Origin of the sequence: Rhodococcus sp. C-2 (genome assembly GCF_027854095.1) — a bacterium.
Taxonomy (GTDB): domain Bacteria; phylum Actinomycetota; class Actinomycetes; order Mycobacteriales; family Mycobacteriaceae; genus Rhodococcus_F; species Rhodococcus_F qingshengii.
Genome location: NZ_JAQGFI010000014.1, coordinates 169942 through 190758, shown reverse-complemented (window position 1 = coordinate 190758; position 20817 = coordinate 169942). Strand labels below are relative to the sequence as shown.

The window sequence follows — 20817 nt, the reverse complement described above, 5'->3', positions numbered from 1 at the left end:
GTAGTAATTGGGCCTTCCCTCCGGGCATGCCCTAGTTGAATTTTGTGGCGATCAGGAAGGCGTGAACGTGGCGCAAGGTCGGATCCTTCGGCGAGCGGGGCTGGCAGTATCTCTGGGCATTGCTGCCTTGCTGCTGTCGGGTTGCTCCATCGACAACGAAGTGCTTCGTTTCGGGTGGCCTTCGGGCATCACCCCGGAGGCGACGCGCATGCGTGAGCTGTGGACGTGGTCGGTTGTAGCCGCCCTCGTCATGGGTGTGCTGGTGTGGGGGTTGGTCTTCTGGGCCGTCATCTTCCACCGTAAGAAGAAGGACTCGCCGGAATTCCCGCGTCAGACGGCATACAACGTGCCGCTCGAACTCGGTTACACGGCAGTTCCCTTCGTCATCATCGCGGTTCTCTTCTACTTCACCGTCATCGTTCAGAACCACGTTCTGGACAAGACGGACAATCCTGACGTCGTCGTAGACGTCACGGCCTTCCAGTGGAACTGGAAGTTCGGCTACCGCTCCATCGAGTTCGGTGACGGCTCCGCCAAGTACAACGGAATCGACGTCGAGGCCGAAGAGGCTGCAAAGACCGAGGGTTCCACCGTGAACGAACACGGGGAAGAAGTCCCCGGCCCGATCCACGGCAACAGCACCGAGGACCTGAGCTACCTGCACTACGACAAGATCGAGACCGTCGGTTCCAGCCAGGAGATCCCGATCCTCGTTCTGCCCACCGGCAAGCGGATCCAGTTCGAACTTGCTTCCTCGGACGTCATCCACGCTTTCTGGGTGCCTGAGTTCCTGTTCAAGCGTGACGTTCTCCCGAACCCCAAGGAGAACCACTCGGACAACATCTTCCAGATCAGTGAGATCGAGAAGGAAGGCGCGTTCGTCGGGCGTTGTGCAGAAATGTGTGGCACGTTCCACGCGATGATGAACTTCGAGGTTCGTGCGGTTTCGCCGGAGGACTTCGCCAAGTACATCGAACTGCGCAAGGGTGACGCGGAGGGCAAGGGTGGTCTGACGACCGCTGAGGCTCTGCAGGCAATCGGTCAGTCGCCGGTGGCTACGTCGACCACGCCGTTCAACACCGACCGCGAGTACCGTCAGGCAACCGTCGCCACTGCAGGCAACTGAGCCGGCCAGCCTCTTCACTGAACAAGGACAAGTGCTGATATGAAGATCGAAGCCAAGCTCTTCGAGATCCTGACGATGTTCTTCATTCTCGTCGCGATCATCTACGGAGTGTTCACCGCTCTGTCACGCACAGGTATCGAGTGGGCCGGACTGACGGCCATCGTCCTGTCTGCAGGTCTGACGCTCATCGTGGGTACCTACTTCCGCTTCGTCGCCCGTCGTCTGGACACCCGTCCCGAGGACTACGACGACGCTGAAATCTCGGACGGTGCAGGAGAACTGGGCTTCTTCAGCCCGGGTAGCTTCTGGCCGATCCTGCTTGCCGCTGCTGCTGCACTCGCGGCAGTGTCGCTGGCGTACTTCCAGCCGTGGCTCATCGCAGTCGCAGTTGTCTGTGTGCTCGCCGCAGCCGCAGGCCTGGTGTTCGAGTACTACACCGGACCCGAGAAGCACTAGTTTCACCCGCACTCGAACAGAGGCGCCGCACCCACCCGGGTACGGCGCCTCTGTTGTCGTTTATGTACGTTTCGGTGGTAGGAGGGTCCCTGTCAACAACCGCTCTCTGTCAATCGTGGAGCGAGTATTCGAGGTCGTAGCGGTGCAGACCGTCGACGACCTCGAGCTCGAGAGTGCCTGCGATGCCCTTCAACTCGCCGGTTCCGGACCCCGGCACGATCTCGTACAGAAGCTTCTGCGTTCCGTCGATCATCTGACCGAACTGCTGCAGGGCGAACGATCCCACAGCTTCGTCGACCTGCCCCGTGACAAACTCCAAAGCGACATAGCCCGCTGCACCGGCTGTCGGATCGCCCGCGGACAGCATCAGGCCGGACGACGTGCCTTCGACGCCGCCGATGAACGTCTTGTCGAACTCGAAGCGTCCGACGCGTCCGGAGAGCTCAGGATCGGCGGGGCGAAGATCGATCTCGAAGGTGCCGCGTGCATGGGATGTCATGGTCCGAGTATCTCACCAGGCGACAACGCCTCGAGGGGACTCCCGAGAACGTGCAACACTCCGTAGATGATTCTCGAACATGCCGTCCTGCAGGTCGATCCGTCGCAGTCAGCGCGTTTCGCGGCCGCATTCGACGTGGCCCGAACCATCATCTCCGAGGTTCCCGGATTCATCAGGCTGCGGCTCTCGCACTGCCTGGAATCACCGGAGCGATATCTCCTGCTGGTCGAGTGGGAAGACGTGGAGTCACACACCATCGGGTTCCGTAAGTCGCCAGGATACGAGAAGTGGCGAGAACTTCTCCATCACTTCTACGAGCCGTTCCCGACGGTGGAGCACTATTCGACTGTGCTCGAGGTCTAGCAAAGCGTAGTGCCTGCTGTTGTCGACGCTCAGACGACGAACCGGGGGAGTGGTGCCCCACTTGGAGGTTGTCCATACTGAATCGCTCAGAGAACGAGTGAGGCCCCGAACCGGAATCCGGTTCGGGGCCTCACTGGTCAGCTGACGTTCTTAGTGGAGTTCTCCACTGGAACCATCGGACTTGCCGTTGGTTCGGTTCTGGTAGTCCAGAAGGATCTGAAGCTGCTCGTGCTCAGCTTCGTGATGAGCGGCTTCGAGAGCCTCGCTCTCCTCGACTGGGTCAGCGGTGATCAGGCTACCGCTACCGGGCTTGCCGGCGAGGCCGAGCTTGTTCATCTTCTTCGGGACAGCAGCACCCTGGTACTCGAGCGGGATCGGGTGTCCGTGCTCGTCGACGGGGCCGAGCGGCTGGTGGATCTCGATGTACTGGCCGTTCGGCATCCGCTTGATGATGCCGGTCTCGATGCCGTGTTCGAGGACTGCACGGTCACTGCGCTGCAGGCCGATGCAGAACCGGTACGTCACGAAGTACGCGATGGGCGGAAGGATGACCATGCCGATACGGCCGATCCACGTCATTGCGTTCAGCGAGATGTGCAGGTGGTACGCGATGATGTCGTTGATGCAGGAGATCGTGAGCACCAGGTAGAACGCGATGGACATCGCACCGATAGCGGTACGGACCGGCACGTCGCGCGGGCGCTGCAGGATGTTGTGGTGAGCGTCGTCTCCGGTGAGACGCTTCTCGATCCACGGGTACGCGATCAACAGTGCGAAGACGAGGCCCATGATCAGGGCGACGGCGAACACTGCAGGGATCGTGTACCGGTTGAACAGGTAGATCTCCCACGCCGGCCACAGTCGAGCAAGGCCGTCCGTCCACATCATGTAGATATCGGGCTGGGAACCTGCCGAGACCTGTGACGGGTTGTACGGACCGATGTTCCACACGGGGTTGATCTGGAACAGACCACCGAGCAGTGCGAGCACGCCGAAGGTCATGGCGAAGAACGCGCCACCCTTCATCGCGAAGACCGGGAGGATGCGGACGCCGACGACGTTCTGTTCCGTACGGCCGGGGCCGGGGAACTGCGTGTGCTTCTGGTACCAGACCAACGCGAGGTGGCCGGCGATCAGAGCCAGGATGATGCCCGGGAACAGCAGCACGTGAGCGACGTAGAGACGCGGGATGATGAGGTCGCCGGGGAAGTCGCCGTCGAAGATCAGCCAGTGCATCCAGGTACCGACGATCGGGATACTCATCGTGATACCACCGAAGGCGGCGCGGAGGCCGGTGCCCGAGAGCAGGTCGTCGGGGATGGTGTAACCGAAGAAGCCTTCGAACATCGCCAGGATGAGCAGCAGGCAGCCGATGACCCAGTTCGCTTCACGTGGGCGACGGAAGGCGCCGGTGAAGAAGATGCGAGCGAGGTGAACGATGATCGACGCCGCGAACATCAGTGCAGCCCAGTGGTGAATCTGGCGAACGAAGAGACCGCCGCGCACCTCGAAGGAGATGTTCAGGGTCGTCTCGTAGGCGCGAGACATCGTGACACCGCGAAGCGGCTGGTATGCGCCCTGGTAGACGACGTGTGCCATCGACGGATCGAAGAACAGCGTCAGGAACACACCGGAGATCAGCAGGATCACGAAGCTGTAGAGCGCGATCTCGCCGAGCATGAAGGACCAGTGCGTCGGGAAGACCTTGTTGATCTGCCGGCGCATGCCTGCGGCGAGGTGGTAGCGGGAGTCCATAGCCTCCGCTTGTCCAGCCGCTGCCGCGCTGATCTTGGACGGTTTGGTTGTTGTTGTGGTCACGGTCGACGCTCCCAAAATGCCGGGCCGAGTGCTTCGATGAAGTCACCGTCGGCGACCAGGAAGCCCTCTTCGTTCACTGTAATAGGCAACTGCGGAAGTGCGCGAGCAGCGGGACCGAAGATCGGCTTGCCGTAGGTCAGTGCGTCGAACTGCGACTGGTGGCAGGGGCACAGAATACGGTTGCTCTGCTGTTCGTAGAGCGAGGTGGGGCAACCCAGGTGGGTGCAGATCTTCGAGTAGGCGAAGTAATCGCCGTAGTTGAAGCTTTCCTGGCCCTTACGCTTGGTGACACGCGCGGTGTCTTCCGTGCGGAGGCGGATGAGCATCACCGAGTTACGAATGCCGCGCAGTGCTGCGAGCAGAGCGTGCTCGTCGCCACGGTCGGACTCGCGGAACGGGAAGACCGTTTCCATCGAACCGGCATCGAGATCTTCCGGGCGAACGAGGACGATGTCCTCGGGACGGCCGGTGTCACGACGCAGGTAGATGGTCTCGCCCGGGTAGTTCGGGGTCCAGCCGGACACCCACAGAGGTGAGTCGTCGCCCTTGGCCCACGGGTTCTTGATGAGTCCGCCGAGGGGCATGACCATCATGACGCCGAGTGCGCCGCCGCCGAACATCAAGCTGCGCTTGATGGCCTTGCGGCGGGGGAGGGTGGACGTCTCGAGGGTGTCGCCGAGCTCGGCGACGATCGTGCGACGATCGACCTCGGTGGAACCACCGTCGTGGCGGTCCTGGATCGAGACCTCTTCGGGGATGAACTTCTTCGTGAACTGAACGGCACCGATGCCGACGCCGAGGATCGCCAGACCCATGGTCAAGCCGATCAGCGGGGTGTACAGGCTGTACTTGCCGTAGTTCTCGTCACCGGCGCCTGCGTACTCCCAGGGCCAGAACAGGTAGATCGCGATGAACGCGATCGCCGAAACGCCGGCGAGGCCGAACCAGAAGGCGACGTTGCGCTCGGCGCGCTTTTCCGCCCTGGTGCCCTTTACCGACCAACGATCACGGCGGTAGACGACATCGACGCCATCGAGATTGGTACCCAGCTTGACCAGGTCGTCGCGTGACATCGCGTCGAGCTCTTCATCTGTGTACTTCTTAGGCGTATCGCCGCCATGCTGGCCAGCGTCGCTCATGACCTTGCTCCGATCCACAATGCTGCACCGACGACAGCGATGATTCCGACGGCCCACATGGCGAGACCCTCAGAGGCCGGACCGAGGCCACCGAGCCCGTACCCACCGGGGTCCTTCGACTCGCCCGACGACTTGACGTAGGCGATGATGTCCTTCTTCTCCTCGATCGTCAGCTGACGATCCGAGAACTTCGGCATGTTCTGGGGACCGGTAACCATGGCAGCGTAGATCTGCTGCTCGCTGGCCGGATCCAGGACCGGGGCGTACTTGCCCGAGGACAGTGCGCCACCGCGGCCGGTGAAGTTGTGGCACGACGCGCAGTTGAGCCGGAAGAGCTCACTGCCGCGTCCGACGTCGCCACCGCGCAGCGAGGACTGGGCGATTTCGCCGTTCTCGTCGCGGATGAGCGTCGGGCCGCCGCCGTTGGCCTGGATGAAAGCGCCGAGGGCGTCGGTCTGCGCAGCATCGAACTTGGGGTCCTTGCGTGCAGCCTGGGCCTCGTTGCGAGCTGCCGGCATACGACCAGAGGAGACCTGGAAGTACACGGCTGCTTCGCCGACGCCGATGAGGCTGGGACCGCGGTCCTGCACGCCCTGCAAGTTCGCGCCGTGGCACGTGATGCATGACGTGTCGTACAGCTGCTTGCCTTCACGAATCAGGGCTGCTGAATCGTCACTGGCGGTCGCAACCTGCGGAGCTGGTGTCAACGCCGAAGCGAGGAAACCTGCGCTGATCAATCCCATCATCAATACGAGCGCGCCAGTGACGCGCCGGCGGATTTTCCGCTGGCGACGCGACTTCGCGGCATTCGCTGAGTTATCGGATGCGGGAGGGGGGGATGAACTCATCTGTATCCCTTTGGTATGTCGGGACGGAACTGGACGTCAGGGGCTGCCTGGGGCGTACAGCTGATTAACGGATGAAATAAATCGTGGCAAACAGCGCGATCCACACGATGTCGACAAAGTGCCAGTAGTACGAAACAACGATCGCGGCGGTGGCCTGGGCGGGCGTGAACTTGCTGACCCGGGTACGTGCGATCAAGAAGACGAAGGCGATGAGACCGCCGATGACGTGCAGACCGTGGAAGCCGGTGGTCATGTAGAACACCGAGCCGTACACGCTGCTCGAAATCGTGGTGCCCTCGTGCACGAGGTGGTAGTACTCGTAACCCTGGCCGGCGACGAAGAACGCCCCCATGACCAAGGTGATGGTGTACCAGCGACGAAGTCCGAAGACGTCGCCACGCTCAGCCGCGAAGACACCCATCTGGCAGGTGAACGAAGATGCGATAAGCACCAAGGTCACCGGCACGGCCAGATAAAGGTTCAATTCGGTTGGCTCCGGCGGCCAATTTCCGTTCGCCTGAGCTCGTGCCACGAAGTACATGGCAAAGAGCCCTGCGAAGAACATGAGCTCACTTGACAACCACACGATGGTGCCAACGCTGACCATATTCGGCCGGTTCAGCGAGTGCACGCGTTGGGTGATTGCCGATCCTGAAGTCCCTACTGCGCTCGTCACAGACAGAAGTATGACGCTTCGTCGTAAGAGACGACCACTCGGGTCCACCATCGGCGCGTCGCTCGGCTCGAGTTCGCGGGATCGGGCGGCGAACGCGCTGGTGGCGTGGTCGGAATATGCTGGCGCGATGGCAGCTACACACAAGAGTAGACCGTGGTTCCTGAGAATTTTCGGCACGAAGATTCCGACACCGCTCGATGCAGGGCGGTCGGATCTGGTCGTCGTTGCCGAAGGCTTCGACGACGCCGAGGCGAGCTCGACGGCTCTCGAACGTGCCGCCTCCACCGAGCCGGAGTTCAGGGCGGAGTCCGAAGTGGTTCTGCGGCATCATCTCGACCTCCCGGAGGGCTCGGTAGCCGATGCCGAGAGCATCGTCGCCCAGGACGGATATGTGCGAGGCGTGGGTCGGCCCGAGGACGTGACTCCGGTGGTCGAGAATTCGGTTCGCGTCGTCTTCGAGCGTGTCCAGGTGCTTGACGCCCTGCATTGCTCCCAGGAGCGGTCACGAATGGCTGGTCTGGCGCAGCGACTCGGTGGTTCGGTCGCCGGGTGGGACGCGCTCCAGCCCCCGATACTTGCGGAGGCGCCGCCCAAACGCGGTCGCAGAAAGTCCTGAGCGGCCCTATTCGGTTTCCTCGTTACCTCACTGACTAGGCTGCGAGGGTCATCGGCAGCACAAAATGGCAGCGCGAAACGACAGCTCGAAACGACAGCTCGAAATCCAGCCCACTTGAACGACAGGGGACCAAGGCACTATGGCCGGCACCGACGCATCCAACGCCGTGAACGTCGATTCGAGTGCAGTGGTGCGGTCCTGGCCGATGATTCTCGGTTTGCTCACGGACGGCAGTGACTTGTCGGAAGCCGACAGTCGCTGGGCTATGGGCGAGATCATGTCGGACAACGCCACCTCCGCTCAGATCGCTGCTTTCGGGGTCGGTCTGAAGATGAAGGGAGAAACCCCCGCGGAGTTGGAAGGGCTCGCCGCCGCGATGCTCGAACACTCCAGGCGCGTGCCGGTCGATTCCGACGTCGTCGACATCGTCGGCACGGGTGGTGACCGCTCCAACACGGTGAACATCTCGACGATGGCCTCGATCGTGGTTGCCGCGTCCGGTGTGCGAGTTGTCAAGCACGGCAACCGCGCTGCTTCGTCCAAGAGCGGTGGCGCCGACGTGCTCGAGGCGCTCGGCGTTCGCATCAACCTCGGGCCGGAGCAGGTTGCGAGGTGCGTCGAAGAGGTCGGCATCGGCTTTTGTTTCGCGCCGGTCTTCCATCCCGCACTGCGCTTTGCGGCGGTGCCTCGCAAGGAAATCGGCATTCCGACGGCATTCAACGTGCTCGGTCCACTGACCAATCCGGCTCGTCCGCGTGCCGGGCTGATCGGGTGCGCATTTCCGAAACTGATCTCGGTCGTCGCGGGAGTCCTTGCGCAGCGCGGCAATTCGGCGTTGGTGGTACGGGGAGACGACGGACTGGACGAACTGACCACATCGACGACGTCGACGGTTCACATCGTCGGCGGTGGAAGTGTGCGAACTGTCACGCTGGATCCGCGTGACCTCGGAATCGACCGCGTTCCTCTCGAAGAGTTGCGTGGAGGCGACGCCGAAATCAACGCCACCGTCGCCAGAACGCTGCTTTCCGGGCAGAAGGGGCCGGTCCGGGACGCGGTCCTGCTGAACGCGGGAGCAGCCATCGCGGCATTCAACGGTGTCGGCGACGATCTCGAGAGTGCGATCTCTGCCGGGATGACTGCAGCCGCTGCCGCGATCGACAGCGGCGCGGGCGCTGAACTGCTTCACAAGTGGGCGGCGCTCACCGCCGAGCTGGCCGACCAAGCCTGATCGAGGGGCTATTCACCCAGCGAGAAACCGGCCTCGACGTCTGCGCTGGAGAATGACTGGAACGCAATGTGTGTGGCGGTTCGGAGAACGCCGGGCACCTTGTTGATTCCTCCGGTGACCACGTCGGCGATCTGGGCGTGGTCACGCACTTTCACGATGGCGATCAAATCGACGTCACCTGCGCACGAGTAGACCTCGGTCACTCCGGACAGGTCGGCGACGGCCTGCGCGGTTTCCGGGATCCGAGCGGACTCGGCGTGAATCATGACGATGGCGTTGATCATTTTTCTCCTCGATTTCCCTGCGGGTTGTGATGACCCGGTGGTTTCGATCGAGCTTAGGGGTGCCGCCCCGCCGTTACGTCATCGATGTTCGGATTCGGTTCCGGCTCGGGCGAGTCGGCACCAGGCTTCCCACTTGCCGGCGCCGCTCACAGGTTCGACGTATCCGGACGTCGCCGACACGATTCGGACACCGTCCGACGAGAGCCACCTTGCGATCAGTCCCAGTTCTTCGGGTGACGCGCCGCGGAACGGGGCGTCGTCCGGTAGGACGGTTTCGGCCGCCGCGGTGATGGCGTCGACGACGGGCATCGGGTGAGTCCCACGTCTGGCGAGCCCGGCGGACGCGAGACGCCCGGACCGGATCACCGACAGCTCCCAGCCGCCGTCTCCGGTGGGGCGGGCGAGAACGAGTTGTTCGATCGCCGCGACTGCAGCGAGTCGCTGAGTGCGCCGCACTGCGGTGGCGACTGCGACCGTTCGGTCACGCAGACGAGCAGCATTCTCGAACAACGCGTGTGCGGACAGCTCGTCGATCCGGGCCTGCATCTGTTGGAGGGGAGCGTCGTTGGTTCCTCGGAAGAATCCACGCACGGCCTCAGGGGCGGCCGCGTAGTCCTCTGCGTTGATTTCCGGGGTCCGGGAGGCTGGACACGCCCCCAGTTCGCGAGCGGGGCAGTCAGGGCCGTGAACGGCGCCGCGTCCGAGACGCTTGGTACACGTGCGCAGACGACTGAACTCTGCGACGGTGTCGGCGACGTCGACTGCGTCGGCGCGAGAGGTGAACGGGCCGATCGAATCGGCCGTGGGCGTGCGAACCACGGACAGTCTCGGAAACGCCTCGTCGGTGAGGGTGATCCACCAACCTCGCTTGGGAAACTTGGAGCGACGGTTGTACGGCGGCGCATGCGCGCTCAGCAGTCGTAGTTCACGCACCCCGGCCTCGAGAGCGTGCGCGCACTCGACATGGTCCACACGGGTGGCCAGCGCGACCATTTCCTTCATCCGGCCGCGGGTCTCCGAACCGGTGAAGTAGTTGCGGACGCGGCGTCGAAGGTCGGTAGCAGTTCCTATGTAGAGGGCTTCGTCGGAAGGACCGCGGAAAAGGTAGACACCGGGGCTTCGCGGCAGGTTTGCGGCGAAGGACCGTTTGGCCCGTTGATGCGAGGAAATGTTGGGCAGGTAGTCGACTAGTTCGCTGTAACTGTGGACACCCTGGTTTCCGACCCTGTCGATCAGTCCGTGGAGGACGTCGACGGTCGCACGCGCGTCGTCGAGAGCCCGGTGCGTCGGCTGGGTGGTCACTTGGAAGAGATGGGCGAGTGCGGAGAGCTTCACCGAAGGTGCTTCGTCGCGTGTGAGTACGCGCCGGGCGAGTTTGACGGTGCACAGGACACGGAACGCAGGCCACGGGCGCGCGCTGCGTGACGCCGCTGCTTTGAGGAAACCGATGTCGAACGGCGCGTTGTGTGCCACCAGCACCGCGCCCTCGGCGAACTCGAGAAAAGCAGGCAGGACACGTTCGATGGGAGGTGCACCGATCAGCATGGCTGTGGTGATTCCGGTCAGTTCGACTATGTACGGCGGAATCGACCGGCCGGGGTCGACGAGTGTTGCCATTTCGCCCAGTACCTCGCCGCCGCGGATCTTGACGGCGCCGATCTCGGTGATGGAGTCCTGGTCGGCGCTGCCCCCTGTGGTCTCGAGGTCGACGACGACAAATGTTGTCTCGCTCAGCGGTGTGTCCAGTTCGTCGAAGCTCAGTTGCCGCCCGACGTCGAACTTCTCCCCGTCGGAGAACGGGGGCGGAGACGGAAATTCTCGGGCCGAGGCGGGACTCACACCGCAGACAGTAGAAGTACCCCCCGACACGAATTCGAGAGTGCAGACACGGAATCCGACCCGCACGGACTTCCGTTGCGAAATCGGTCGATGAACGCCCGACAAAAGTAGGAGAGACGAGGATCACACTTGCGGTGGGAACTCGCGAATGTGGACGCGCGCCTACTTGTGAGTAGGGCGAGTCGAGGGGGTCTTCGGTGCGTCTGTCGACGGCTGAAACCGCGTCCGTGACCGGAACAAGTTCTAGTTTCAAGTAATCATCGTTGAACTGCATGGAAGATCGGATTGTCGGGTTTGGTGAGCCTTGGCAGTGGGTAGCGGGCGCGGGTTTGACGGCCTGGAGTGGGTCGCCGAACCGACCTGTTGTTATCTCCCCGTGACCCGCCGGGCGTATCGCGGGCGCGGCACCACGATTTCCGGCGAATCGGGCACGATTGTCACGAAGCGGTCGACATCGTCGCGATCATTTCGTAACCTTCCTGAGACCTAACGAAGTCTTGCCGGACCAAACAGGACCGGCATCGTCAGGAACCGCCTAATCGGGATCTCCGCGAGGAACCCGAACCGGGAACCCAAGTTTCCACTGGGGTGAATCCCGCCTGGGGTGCAGCACGCAGGATCGCTGCAGACCACGCGGGTAGGGCTGATCTTCCCAGCCCGAACCCGTCAGCTAACTCGGTCGGCGGATGAATGGAAGAAATGGAGCACCCCTTAAGTGGCGTCACAGAGTTTCAAGCGTTCAGCGCAGTTGGCAGTAGCCGGCGCGCTCGCAGTCGGAGCATTCGCTGCAACCGCTGCACCTGCCTCGGCAGACCCCATCACCATCCCCGGCGTCGGCACGTTCGAGGTTCCGGGCGTTTCTATTCCTCAGTTGCCGGTCATTCCGGGCATCACCGACATCGCACCGGCTGCACCGGCCGCTCCCATCTCCAGTGTTGGTGAGCAGGCAGTTCGCGCCGCAGAGAGCAAGCTGGGCTCCCCGTACGTGTACGGCGCAGCCGGCCCGGACGCATTCGACTGCTCCGGTCTCGTTCAGTGGGCATACAAGCAGGCCGGTCTCAACCTGCCTCGCACGAGCTACGACCAGGCTGCAGCCGGCGTTGCCGTCGCACAGTCCGATCTTCAGGTCGGCGATGTGATCTCCTTCTACGGCGGATCGCATTCGGGCATCTACGCCGGTAACGGCAATGTCATCCACGCGTCGACCGCTGGTCAGCCCGTGAAGCTCGCTCCGGTGTCCTCGATGCCGTACGACGGCGCTCGCCGTTACTGATTTCTGAACACGCTCGACGGCTGTCTCCGGTAGGCAGTCGGAACGATCCGCCGCTGTGATGCGGCGGAGCTCGGGGGAGCTCCGGATCTTCGAATGTGGGCCTCGAATCTTCGATTCGGGGCCCACATTTTCGTTTCGCGACAATTCGCCCGGTACTTCACCCCGACACGCCTACCGGCGAGTAGACACAAACGTATGCCGTTCCGTAACCTTATCGAGACATTGCGCGGCCGAGACAGGTACTGTGGATAGTTGACAGCCAGCTAACAGATCGTCGACCGGTCCCGGTCGGCGTCGCTTCACCGAGACGGAGAGTTGCATTCCGTGGTTTCATCGAAAAACAACAGTCGAGTACGGGCCGCATTGACAGTGGGAGTGCTGGCGTTCGGACTCGTTGCAGGGCCTTCGATGCAGGCCGGTGCCGACCCCGTCATCACCAACCCCACCGAGGCGCTCGACAAGCTCGGTGAACTCTCCCGGGTTTCCGAGCAGACCAACGAAGCGCTGCACAACGCGCAGATCGACCTCGACGCGAAGCTGGCAGTCGCGAATGATGCGGACGTGCGATCGGCAGCCGATCAGGGTCTTCTCGACGCGGCTTCGGCGCGCGTCGCCGAGTTCGCGCCGGCGGTAAACCGTATTGCCACAGCGAATTACCAGGGTGCGCGAACCAATCGCCTCTTTGCGTTGATGGTGAGTGACTCGCCGCAGCAGTTGCTCGACCAGATGTCTGCGCTCGACGTGATTTCCAACGACGCGGCAGTACAGGTCTCTCAGTTCAACCAAGCCACTGCCGATGCGCGTGCCGCCTCGGAAGCATCGAAGCGATCGGCCGAAGAAGCGCGAACCGCCGCCGATCAAGCCCGCGCACTCAGTGACGATTTGCAGCGTAAGCAGAGTGAACTGCAGACGCAGATCGCCGACGTGACCAAAGCCTTCCAGAATCTCACCGACGACGAACGTAACCAACTGAGCGGTACGCCTTTCCCGCCGGACGTCGATCTCAGCAAAATTCTGGCTAACTTGACCCCTGGCTCGGGTGCTGCTGCCCTGCAGGCAGGCCTCACGCGGATCGGTGACCCGTACGTCTGGGGCGCGACCGGGCCGAACGAGTTCGACTGCTCAGGTCTGGTGGTGTGGGCCTACAAGCAGATCGGAAAGACTCTGCCGCGATCGAGCCAAGCGCAGGCGCAGGGTGGTGTACCGGTGTCGAGGGACCAACTACAGCCCGGCGACGTCGTGACGTTCTACAGCGACAACTCGCATGTCGGCATCTACGCCGGCGACGGAAACATTCTGCATGCGTCGACGTTCGGCGTACCGGTGAAGGTCCAGTCGATGGCAGGCATGGAGTTCTCCACTGCGCGTCGTTACTGACGGCTTGCTGCGCCCGAGCGGCGTGTGGCCAGCCGCCGTGAAGCGTCGAGTCGAGTTCTCCTACACTCGGCACCGTGCCGACTGAACCGATGACGACGCCCGACGTCGGCGCAGATCGACCACGCCGTTGGGAGTATCCGGCCCTCGTGGCGCTCGGTGTAGCCGTGGTGCTCGTTCTGGGCCTGACGATCTTCCTGACGAACAGGTCCGATTCCGACGAAAACGCCGCCGCCGAACAGGACGCGGAACGCAGCGCTCAAGTCCAGAGCTTTCTCGATGCATGGGCCGCGGCTCAGATGTCCGACGATCCGTCGGGGCTGGCGAAGTTCGTCGACAGTTCTGCCGCACCCGGTGTGCTCGAGGCGGAAGTTCGACGAGCCACTGCAGCGGGAGCGCTCGAATTCTCCGATTGGGGATACGAGATTCCCAGCGGTGGCCTGACTCCGGCGCCGCGAACCGGTGCGCCGGGCGGAGACGTCGAAGTATGGAATGCGCAAGTTCTGTTGCGGTACGCCCTCGACGGCGTCGACGCATTGCCCACGCGCAAGGCAGTGTCCATGACGCTCGCGAAACGCGGCGATCAGTGGTCGGTTCTTGCGGACGGGTCGATCGTCGGACTGGACGGCGCCCGAACGGCGGGCGAATCCTGGAACGGCCCCTGGGACTTCGGCCCGCTTGCCGTCGCCGAGAATTCTGCGGGTAACGCGCTGGTGATCGGCCACCCGGGTCAGCAGGCGTTCGTCGACGCTTTGGCTGCCGATGTGGACTCAGCCATCGAGAACACGACGCAGTTGTGGGGGCCGTGGTGGTCCGAGCGCGCGGTGCTCATGGTGGCGGGGTCCGCTGAGGAATTCACCGCACTGGTCGGCTCCCATCACGACGGCGCTTCGATTGCCGCAGTGTCGGTCGCGGATGCGACGGCGGACGGGTCTTCCGACGTGAGCGGCCAGCGGGTGGTCTTCTCGCCTGCCGCGGCTTCGAGGTTGACCGACATCACCAGGCGAACGGTGTTGCGCCACGAACTGATGCACATAGCCGCCCGATCGAAAACCCGTGACGGGTCGCCGATGTGGGTATTGGAAGGGTTTGCCGAATACGCGGGAAACCGTGGATCCTCGCGGGCCTGGGGTGAGATCGCGCCGACTCTGGCGGCAGCGGTACGCTCCGGCGATACTCCGACCGAGTTTCCGGACGACACGCAGTTCAGCGGTGTACCGGTCGTGAGTTCACTGGCGTACGAATCGGCGTGGTCGATCAACGCGTATATCGCCGATCGATTCGGAGAAGCAAAGCTGACCGACCTCTTTCGCGCTCTCGCCTCCGGAAAGATGACGGCCGAAGACCTCGATTCGCGGATCCGAGCGGTCGTTGGCGTCGGAACCGAAGAATTGCGAACCGGATGGGTCGACTGGACCAACAGCCATCTGGGCTGAGTAGTTCGCGGCTGGGTCGATTGCAGCGGCGAGGTGCCCTTCGCACGTTTGAAGCACCGAGTGCCCTACGGTGGACGGATGCGCCGGACCCTCTTGGTGACCAACGATTTTCCTCCTCGCCCCGGAGGTATCCAGTCTTATCTCCACACGTTCGCCGGGCATCTGCCGCCGGACAAGTTGGTGGTGTACGCACCGCGGTGGCGGGGCGACTCGCACAAGAAGTTCGATGCGGCACAGCCTTTCGAGGTCGTTCGGCACCCGACGACGCTGATGCTGCCGTCGCCTTTTGTCGCTCGTCGAGCCGCGAAGTTGGTCAAGAAGCACGACTGCGAGTCGGTCTGGTTCGGTGCGGCAGCACCGTTGGCGTTGTTGGCACCGGTTGTTCGACGCGCCGGAGCGAGCCGAGTGATCGCGAGTACTCACGGCCACGAGGTCGGATGGTCGATGATTCCCGGTGCGCGGCAGTCGTTGCGTGTGATCGGTGACCACACCGATGCGGTGACGTTCGTCAGCAAATACACCCGTGGGCGGTTCTCGGCGGCCTTCGGCCCGCAAGCGGCGCTCGAGCACCTTCCTTCCGGAGTGGACACGTCAGTGTTCCACCCGGACTCGGTCGCCCGCGCGGAACTGCGTAAGCGATACGGGCTGGGCGAGCGGCCCACGATCCTGTGCCTGTCGCGGCTCGTGCCACGCAAGGGGCAGGACATGCTCATCAAGGCGCTGCCGACCGTACGCAAGAGCATTGACGGGGCGGTACTGGTGATCGTCGGAGGTGGGCCGTACGAGGACCATCTCCGCCAATTGGCGCGTAAGACCGGGATGGACGATCACGTCGTCTTCACGGGCACGGTGCCCGCCGCAGAGTTGGCGGCGCACCACACGATCGCCGACGTGTTCGCCATGCCGTGCCGTACCCGAGGCGCCGGATTGGACGTCGAAGGACTGGGAATCGTCTACCTCGAGGCCTCGGCTACCGGTGTGCCGGTCATCGCCGGGCGCAGTGGTGGCGCTCCGGAAACGGTGCAGCAGAACAAGACCGGGCTCGTGGTCGACGGCACCTCTGTTCGCGACGTCGCCGAATCCGTGATCGAGGTGCTGTCCGATCGTGATCGCGCGGCCGCGATGGGAGCAGCCGGCCGGGCATGGGTTGCCGAAGACTGGAAGTGGGACACGCTCGCTTCGAAGCTGCGTAATCTCCTCGGCTGAGCTACCGGGACTCGAACGCAAACGGCCCGCACCGAATTCGGTGCGGGCCGTTCGTTGCTGCGAGAAGCTGCTTGCCGAAAACCTACTTGGCGTAGATCTTTTCGATGTCGGCGGCAAAGCTCTCGTGCACGACGTTGCGCTTGAGCTTCATCGTGGGCGTGAGTTCGCCTGTGTCCTCGGAGAAGTCGACCGGAAGAATGCGGAACTTCTTGATCGCCTCGGCGTGTGAGACGAGCTTGTTGGCCTCGTCGATGGCGTCCTGGATTTCGCCGACCAGTTCGCCGTCCGAAACCAGGTCGGCCGCTGTGGTTCCTGCGGCCTTGTTGTTGCGCTCGTTCCAGGCGGGAAGAGCTTCGGCGTCGATGGTGATGAGGGCGCCGATGAAAGGCTTCTGGTCGCCGACCACGATGGCCTGGCTGATCAGCGGGTGCGCGCGAAGGGAATCCTCGAGCTGAGCGGGGGAGACGTTCTTGCCGCCTGCCGTGACGATGATTTCCTTCTTGCGGCCGGTGATGGTGATGTAGCCGTCCTTGTCGACGGTGCCGAGGTCGCCGGTGTGGAACCAGCCGTTCTCGATCGACTCGGCGGTCGCCTTCTCGTTGCGCCAGTAGCCGGTAAAGACCACCGGTCCCGAGAGGAGGATTTCGCCGTCTTCTGCGATACGAACGGAGTTGCCGGCCAACGGCTTTCCGACAGAGCCGACCTTCTGTGCGCCGATGGTGTTGACGGCGAACGCTGCGGTGGTCTCGGTCAGTCCGTAGCCCTCGTAGATCGTGACACCGATACCGCGGAAGAAGTGGCCGAGTCGAGCGCCCAGAGGTGCACCACCGGAAATGGCCAGCTGGCACTGCCCGCCGAGCGCTGCGCGCAGCTTCGAGTACACGAGCTTGTCGAAGAGAGCGTGCTTGGCCTTGAGAACGATGCCGGCGCCGCCCTTGTCCTGCGCCTCGCTCCACGCGACGGCGGTGTCTGCGGCCGCGTCGAAGATCTTTCCCTTGCCGTCGCCGTGCGCCTTGGCGCGTGCGCTGTTGTAGACCTTCTCGAACACGCGCGGCACCGAGAGGATGAAGTCGGGCTTGAACTCGCCGAACGTCGGAACGAGGTTCGGGATGTCACTCGTGTGCCCCAGCGCTGCACCGGCGTCGAACGACGCGATGCTGACTGCGCGAGCGAGAACGTGCGCGAGCGGCAAGAACATCAGCGTGCGGACGCCAGGAGTCTTGAGCAGCGTGCCGAGGTTGGAGTCGAGGATGCCCTTCGACTCGGCAATCAGGTTGGAGTGCGTCAGCTGGCAGCCCTTGGGTCGGCCTGTGGTGCCCGACGTGTAGATCAGGGTCGCGGGATCGGATGCCTTCAGTGCAGCGACACGGGCGTGGACGTCCTCGTCGGAGATGTCGGCGCCCAATGCGGTCAATTCCTCGACAACACCTTTAGCGCCTGCCGCGGCATCGATCTGGTAGACCGTGCGCAGCGCGGGGGCGGCTGCAGCGACGTCCTTCACGGTCGCGGCATGTGCGTCGTTCTCGACGATGAGGTCGATTGCTTCGGAGTCCTCGAGAATCCAGCGAACCTGCTCGGCTGCGGAGGTTTCGTAGATCGGAACCGTCACGCCGCCGGCCGCCCAGATGGCGTAGTCGACGAGCGGCCATTCGAAACGCGTCGCCGACATGAGGCCGACGCGATCGCCCTGCTCGACTCCGATCGCGATCAGGCCCTTGGCGACGGCAGTCACCTGAGCAGCGAAATCGCCTGCAGTGACATCGACCCATGCATTTCCGACTTTGCGCTTGTAGACAACCGCCGCCGGCTTCGTCTTCGCGAAGGCGAAGACCGAGTCGACCGCGGAGGCATCCTCGGGAATGGTGAACGTCTGGGGTGCGCTGAACTCAGGCACGAAATACCTCCGACACTGCGAAATACTGACGAGTAGGGTTTTCGTCTCCTACTGTAGTCGCATGTCCGACGCAGTTGTGGCCAGGCTTACAGTCTGTCCGGTATGTAGTGTTGCGACACCCCTCGACGCTTCGCGGACGCGATATGTGAAGCTACTTCGGTGAGCAGCATTCAGGTCGCAGACCAGACTTTCATCGCCGCCCCGCCCGAGCGGGTCGCCGAACTGTTGTCCTCGCGCGCGCAGTGGCGTCGCTGGTTCAGTGATCTCGAGCTCGAAGTCCGGGAAGATCGCGGTCCCGCAGGATTCCGTTGGGGAGTGTCCGGTCAGCTGGTCGGCACCATGGAGGTGTGGCTCGAACCGGTCATGGACGGGACGATCGCGCACTACTTCCTGCACTGTGAGCCGGTCGGCGTATCGCCGTCCGATCTGGCGACCCTCGACCTCGCCGGGATGAACCGCAAGCGTCGGGTCGACGGCAAGGTCATGTCGTTCCAGCTCAAGCGCGAACTCGAAGCGGGACGTGCCGCCGGAGTAGCACCGGACTGATAATCGAAGCACTGCACGTTGTGCAGGTTCTGGACTTTTGACGAAGGAAGGTAGCGCAGTCGTATGGCCGAGAAGACCAAGGGGTTGATCAGCATCGACGCTCCTGCCGACGCCGTGATGGACGTCATCGCCGATTTCGAGCGGTACCCCGAGTGGGTGGCCGCGGCGAAGTCCGTCGAGGTGACGGCGCCGGGACAGGGCGGCCGCGCGGACCGAGTACGTTTCGTCCTCGACGCGGGGATGGTGAAGGACACCTACGAACTGCAGTATTCGTGGGCACCGGACGGTATGGCGGTGAGTTGGGAGCTGATCTCGGGCGAGATTCAGAAGTCCCAATTCGGTTCGTACACACTCGAGCCCGGCCCGAACGGCACCACGTCGGTCACCTACGAGTTGACGGTCGACCTGACGATTCCGATGATCGGACTGTTCAAGCGCAAGGCCGAGAAGATCATCACCGACACAGCTCTGAAGGAACTGAAGAAGCGAGTCGAGGGCTGAGTGCCGGAGCAACGATCGCGCGTCCAACTGTTCGTCGGTAAAGGCGGAGTAGGCACGACGACGCTTGCCGCAGCGACTGCTGTGTCGGCTGCGACCGATGGGGCGAGAGTGCTGCTCGTGTCGATCGATCAGGCAGGTTCTCTTGCAGACGTCCTGGGCGTGCCGAATCCGCGAACGACCACATCTCTCACCGAGCGTCTCGACGTCCGGCAACTCGACACGTCAGCGCTCCTCGAGGACAAGTTCCGAGGATTGTCGGGGTTGATCGACGCTGCAGGAACTTTCGGAGCGGGAGATCACGAACACGGTTCGTCGTTCGAGGGCTTGGAACCGGAAGAGTTGACGGGATCCCTGGGCATCCAAGACATGCTCGGGCTCGCCGAGATCGTCGACCTCTCGGACAGCGGCGACTACGACCTCGTGATCGTGGACTGTCCGGCCGCCGCCGAAGCGCTGCGGATACTCGGCTCGCCGTCGATGGTGTCGGAGTATCTCGAGCGATTGTGGCCGCGGCACAGGCGGATGGTCGCTGTGACAGGTACGGACATGCGGCTGCTCCTGCTCGTGTCCGTCGTCGAACGCGTGCTCGCGTCGGTGGATCGGATCGCGGTTCACCTCTCGGATCGGGAGAACACCGGCGTGCGTGTGGTGACGTCGGCCGACGGCGTGTCGGTCGCGGCGACTCGTCGGACGTTGTCCGGGCTGGCTCTGGCCGGGTTGCGAGTTGACGGGATTGTGGTCAACAACCTTGTCCCGCAGTTCAACTCGTCCGCCGGGAAGGGTGTCGACGATTCACCGGCGGCGCAGTGGCTCGCGTCGATCCGGGCGGCTCAGGCACTCGTCGTGGACGAACTGCGTGGATCAACCGATGGAATGTCCGTCACAACGGTCGAACGCGCTTGCGCCGAACCGGTAGGGTTGGCCGCTCTGGGCGAGATCGCGGCCACGTTCGAGGGTGGAGCGGGCACGGATTCGGGCACCGTCGGTACCGCGGACAACATCGTGGTGTCGTTGGAGTCCGGGACCGGAGTCGATTCGGTGTACGTGATGCGGATGTACCTTCCGCTCGTGGATCCGTCGTCGTTGTCGTTGGGCCGGGTGGAGGACGATGTGCTGGTGGGAGCAGACGGCGTACGACGCAGAGTTCGTTTGGCGTCGGTGCTGCGTCGTTGTGTCGTGAACGGGGCGGAGTTGGACGGCAGTTACCTGATCATCCGGTTCAGCCCGGATCCCGCGGTGTGGCCGGTATGAGCGAAGAGCACGAGCGCCTCGTCGCGGAGTTTCGCGCGCTGGCGGAAACCGTTCTGACGCGCCTGGAACCGGTGCTGCAGAAGGCCGCAGCAGCGACGGCAGACGTTGCGAGTGACTCGGCGTCCACGGACACGCAGCCGGTGTTCACCGGCTGCAGCTGGTGCCCGGTGTGCGCCCTCGCCGCACTGGTTCGCGGTGAGCACCACGAACTGTTGGCATTCCTCGCGGGTCAAGCAGCAGCATTCCTTGCGTTGCTTCGTGAGATTCTCGACGAGTTTCTCGGGGGGCCGTCAGGTCCCGATCGTGGACCGGACGGCGGTCCGACGACGCCAGGTGCGGAGCGAACTCGCACGGCGGCATTTGTCCCGATCAACGTGACGGTCAAGGACTGACTCAGTACCCCGGGTAGAGCGAACGGCCCGAGATGAGCACAATCGACAC

At 63.2% G+C, this 20817-nt stretch carries 21 protein-coding genes and 1 riboswitch; of the genes, 13 read left to right on the top strand and 8 right to left on the bottom strand.

Annotated elements, in window-relative coordinates; translation table 11 throughout:
- The first annotated feature begins 61 nt into the window (after window positions 1–61).
- Entirely contained in the window at window positions 62–1126 is a 1065-nt protein-coding gene (gene ctaC / locus PCS43_RS27250; protein WP_030537048.1) for an aa3-type cytochrome oxidase subunit II, read from the top strand.
- 39 nt (window positions 1127–1165) lie between these two features.
- Window positions 1166–1582, top strand: a complete 417-nt coding sequence (locus PCS43_RS27245; RefSeq protein WP_003941723.1) for a cytochrome c oxidase subunit 4 — start codon at window positions 1166–1168, stop codon at window positions 1580–1582.
- A gap of 109 nt (window positions 1583–1691) precedes the next feature.
- On the opposite strand, the gene PCS43_RS27240 is transcribed toward PCS43_RS27245, so the two are convergent.
- Window positions 1692–2081: a DUF3224 domain-containing protein gene (locus PCS43_RS27240; RefSeq protein WP_030537047.1), complete on the bottom strand. Its 390-nt coding sequence runs from the start codon at window positions 2079–2081 to the stop codon at window positions 1692–1694.
- 66 nt (window positions 2082–2147) lie between these two features.
- On the opposite strand from PCS43_RS27240, the gene PCS43_RS27235 reads away from it, so the two are divergent.
- Window positions 2148–2444, top strand: coding sequence for an antibiotic biosynthesis monooxygenase family protein (locus PCS43_RS27235; protein WP_064113262.1), 297 nt, complete (start codon window positions 2148–2150; stop codon window positions 2442–2444).
- Between the two features lie 150 nt (window positions 2445–2594).
- Here the strand turns inward: PCS43_RS27235 and qcrB are convergent, their stop codons facing one another.
- The 4 genes from qcrB to ctaE all read right to left on the bottom strand — a co-directional run bounded on the left by qcrB (window position 2595) and on the right by ctaE (window position 6925).
- Window positions 2595–4199 (bottom strand): cytochrome bc1 complex cytochrome b subunit, encoded by a 1605-nt coding sequence (gene qcrB / locus PCS43_RS27230; RefSeq protein ID WP_007730057.1) that lies wholly within the window; start codon window positions 4197–4199, stop codon window positions 2595–2597.
- A gap of 59 nt (window positions 4200–4258) precedes the next feature.
- Window positions 4259–5401: a cytochrome bc1 complex Rieske iron-sulfur subunit gene (gene qcrA / locus PCS43_RS27225; protein WP_007730058.1), complete on the bottom strand. Its 1143-nt coding sequence runs from the start codon at window positions 5399–5401 to the stop codon at window positions 4259–4261.
- Window positions 5398–6249: a cytochrome bc1 complex diheme cytochrome c subunit gene (gene qcrC, locus PCS43_RS27220; protein ID WP_003941682.1), complete on the bottom strand. Its 852-nt coding sequence runs from the start codon at window positions 6247–6249 to the stop codon at window positions 5398–5400. Before qcrC ends, qcrA begins: the two co-directional genes overlap by 4 nt.
- A gap of 64 nt (window positions 6250–6313) precedes the next feature.
- Window positions 6314–6925 (bottom strand): aa3-type cytochrome oxidase subunit III, encoded by a 612-nt coding sequence (gene ctaE, locus PCS43_RS27215; RefSeq protein ID WP_007730060.1) that lies wholly within the window; start codon window positions 6923–6925, stop codon window positions 6314–6316.
- 127 nt (window positions 6926–7052) lie between these two features.
- On the opposite strand from ctaE, the gene PCS43_RS27210 reads away from it, so the two are divergent.
- Both PCS43_RS27210 and trpD read left to right on the top strand, forming a co-directional pair.
- Complete coding sequence (locus tag PCS43_RS27210; protein WP_030537046.1) at window positions 7053–7541, top strand: hypothetical protein; 489 nt, start codon at window positions 7053–7055, stop codon at window positions 7539–7541.
- A 139-nt stretch (window positions 7542–7680) separates the two neighbouring features.
- Window positions 7681–8772 (top strand): anthranilate phosphoribosyltransferase, encoded by a 1092-nt coding sequence (trpD, locus tag PCS43_RS27205; RefSeq protein ID WP_003941751.1) that lies wholly within the window; start codon window positions 7681–7683, stop codon window positions 8770–8772.
- Window positions 8773–8780: 8 nt separating this feature from the next.
- On the opposite strand, the gene PCS43_RS27200 is transcribed toward trpD, so the two are convergent.
- The gene (locus PCS43_RS27200) at window positions 8781–9056 is read right to left on the bottom strand and encodes an Lrp/AsnC family transcriptional regulator (RefSeq protein WP_003941677.1); all 276 of its coding nucleotides are present in this window, start codon (window positions 9054–9056) and stop codon (window positions 8781–8783) included.
- A gap of 78 nt (window positions 9057–9134) precedes the next feature.
- Complete coding sequence (locus tag PCS43_RS27195; protein WP_209908919.1) at window positions 9135–10895, bottom strand: DEDD exonuclease domain-containing protein; 1761 nt, start codon at window positions 10893–10895, stop codon at window positions 9135–9137.
- 522 nt (window positions 10896–11417) lie between these two features.
- A riboswitch (cyclic di-AMP (ydaO/yuaA leader) is annotated at window positions 11418–11596 on the top strand.
- Between the two features lie 14 nt (window positions 11597–11610).
- Between PCS43_RS27195 and PCS43_RS27190 the strand changes: the two genes are divergently transcribed.
- The 4 genes from PCS43_RS27190 (at window position 11611) to PCS43_RS27175 (ending at window position 16184) form a co-directional block, all read left to right on the top strand.
- Window positions 11611–12168, top strand: coding sequence for a C40 family peptidase (locus PCS43_RS27190; protein ID WP_003941754.1), 558 nt, complete (start codon window positions 11611–11613; stop codon window positions 12166–12168).
- Window positions 12169–12492: 324 nt separating this feature from the next.
- Window positions 12493–13545, top strand: coding sequence for a C40 family peptidase (locus PCS43_RS27185; protein WP_003941704.1), 1053 nt, complete (start codon window positions 12493–12495; stop codon window positions 13543–13545).
- Between the two features lie 74 nt (window positions 13546–13619).
- Window positions 13620–14978 carry a peptidase MA family metallohydrolase gene (locus tag PCS43_RS27180; RefSeq protein WP_231915821.1) on the top strand — a complete coding sequence of 453 codons (1359 nt, stop codon included), beginning with the start codon at window positions 13620–13622 and terminating at the stop codon, window positions 14976–14978.
- Window positions 14979–15056: 78 nt separating this feature from the next.
- Entirely contained in the window at window positions 15057–16184 is a 1128-nt protein-coding gene (locus PCS43_RS27175) for a glycosyltransferase family 4 protein (RefSeq protein ID WP_003941734.1), read from the top strand.
- 82 nt (window positions 16185–16266) lie between these two features.
- Here PCS43_RS27175 and PCS43_RS27170 read toward each other — a convergent pair whose 3' ends face one another.
- Window positions 16267–18078 (bottom strand): AMP-dependent synthetase/ligase, encoded by a 1812-nt coding sequence (locus tag PCS43_RS27170; RefSeq protein WP_042452808.1) that lies wholly within the window; start codon window positions 18076–18078, stop codon window positions 16267–16269.
- Between the two features lie 159 nt (window positions 18079–18237).
- On the opposite strand from PCS43_RS27170, the gene PCS43_RS27165 reads away from it, so the two are divergent.
- The 4 genes from PCS43_RS27165 (at window position 18238) to PCS43_RS27150 (ending at window position 20768) form a co-directional block, all read left to right on the top strand.
- Window positions 18238–18624 carry a hypothetical protein gene (locus PCS43_RS27165; RefSeq protein WP_003941776.1) on the top strand — a complete coding sequence of 129 codons (387 nt, stop codon included), beginning with the start codon at window positions 18238–18240 and terminating at the stop codon, window positions 18622–18624.
- A 63-nt stretch (window positions 18625–18687) separates the two neighbouring features.
- A complete protein-coding gene (locus PCS43_RS27160) occupies window positions 18688–19125 on the top strand; it encodes an SRPBCC family protein (RefSeq protein WP_003941701.1) in 438 nt (145 codons plus the stop codon).
- Window positions 19126–20376 (top strand): ArsA family ATPase, encoded by a 1251-nt coding sequence (locus PCS43_RS27155; RefSeq protein WP_125051256.1) that lies wholly within the window; start codon window positions 19126–19128, stop codon window positions 20374–20376.
- Window positions 20373–20768 carry a hypothetical protein gene (locus PCS43_RS27150; protein WP_042453569.1) on the top strand — a complete coding sequence of 132 codons (396 nt, stop codon included), beginning with the start codon at window positions 20373–20375 and terminating at the stop codon, window positions 20766–20768. The genes PCS43_RS27155 and PCS43_RS27150 overlap by 4 nt, the downstream gene beginning before the upstream one ends.
- Window positions 20769–20817: the final 49 nt, after the last annotated feature.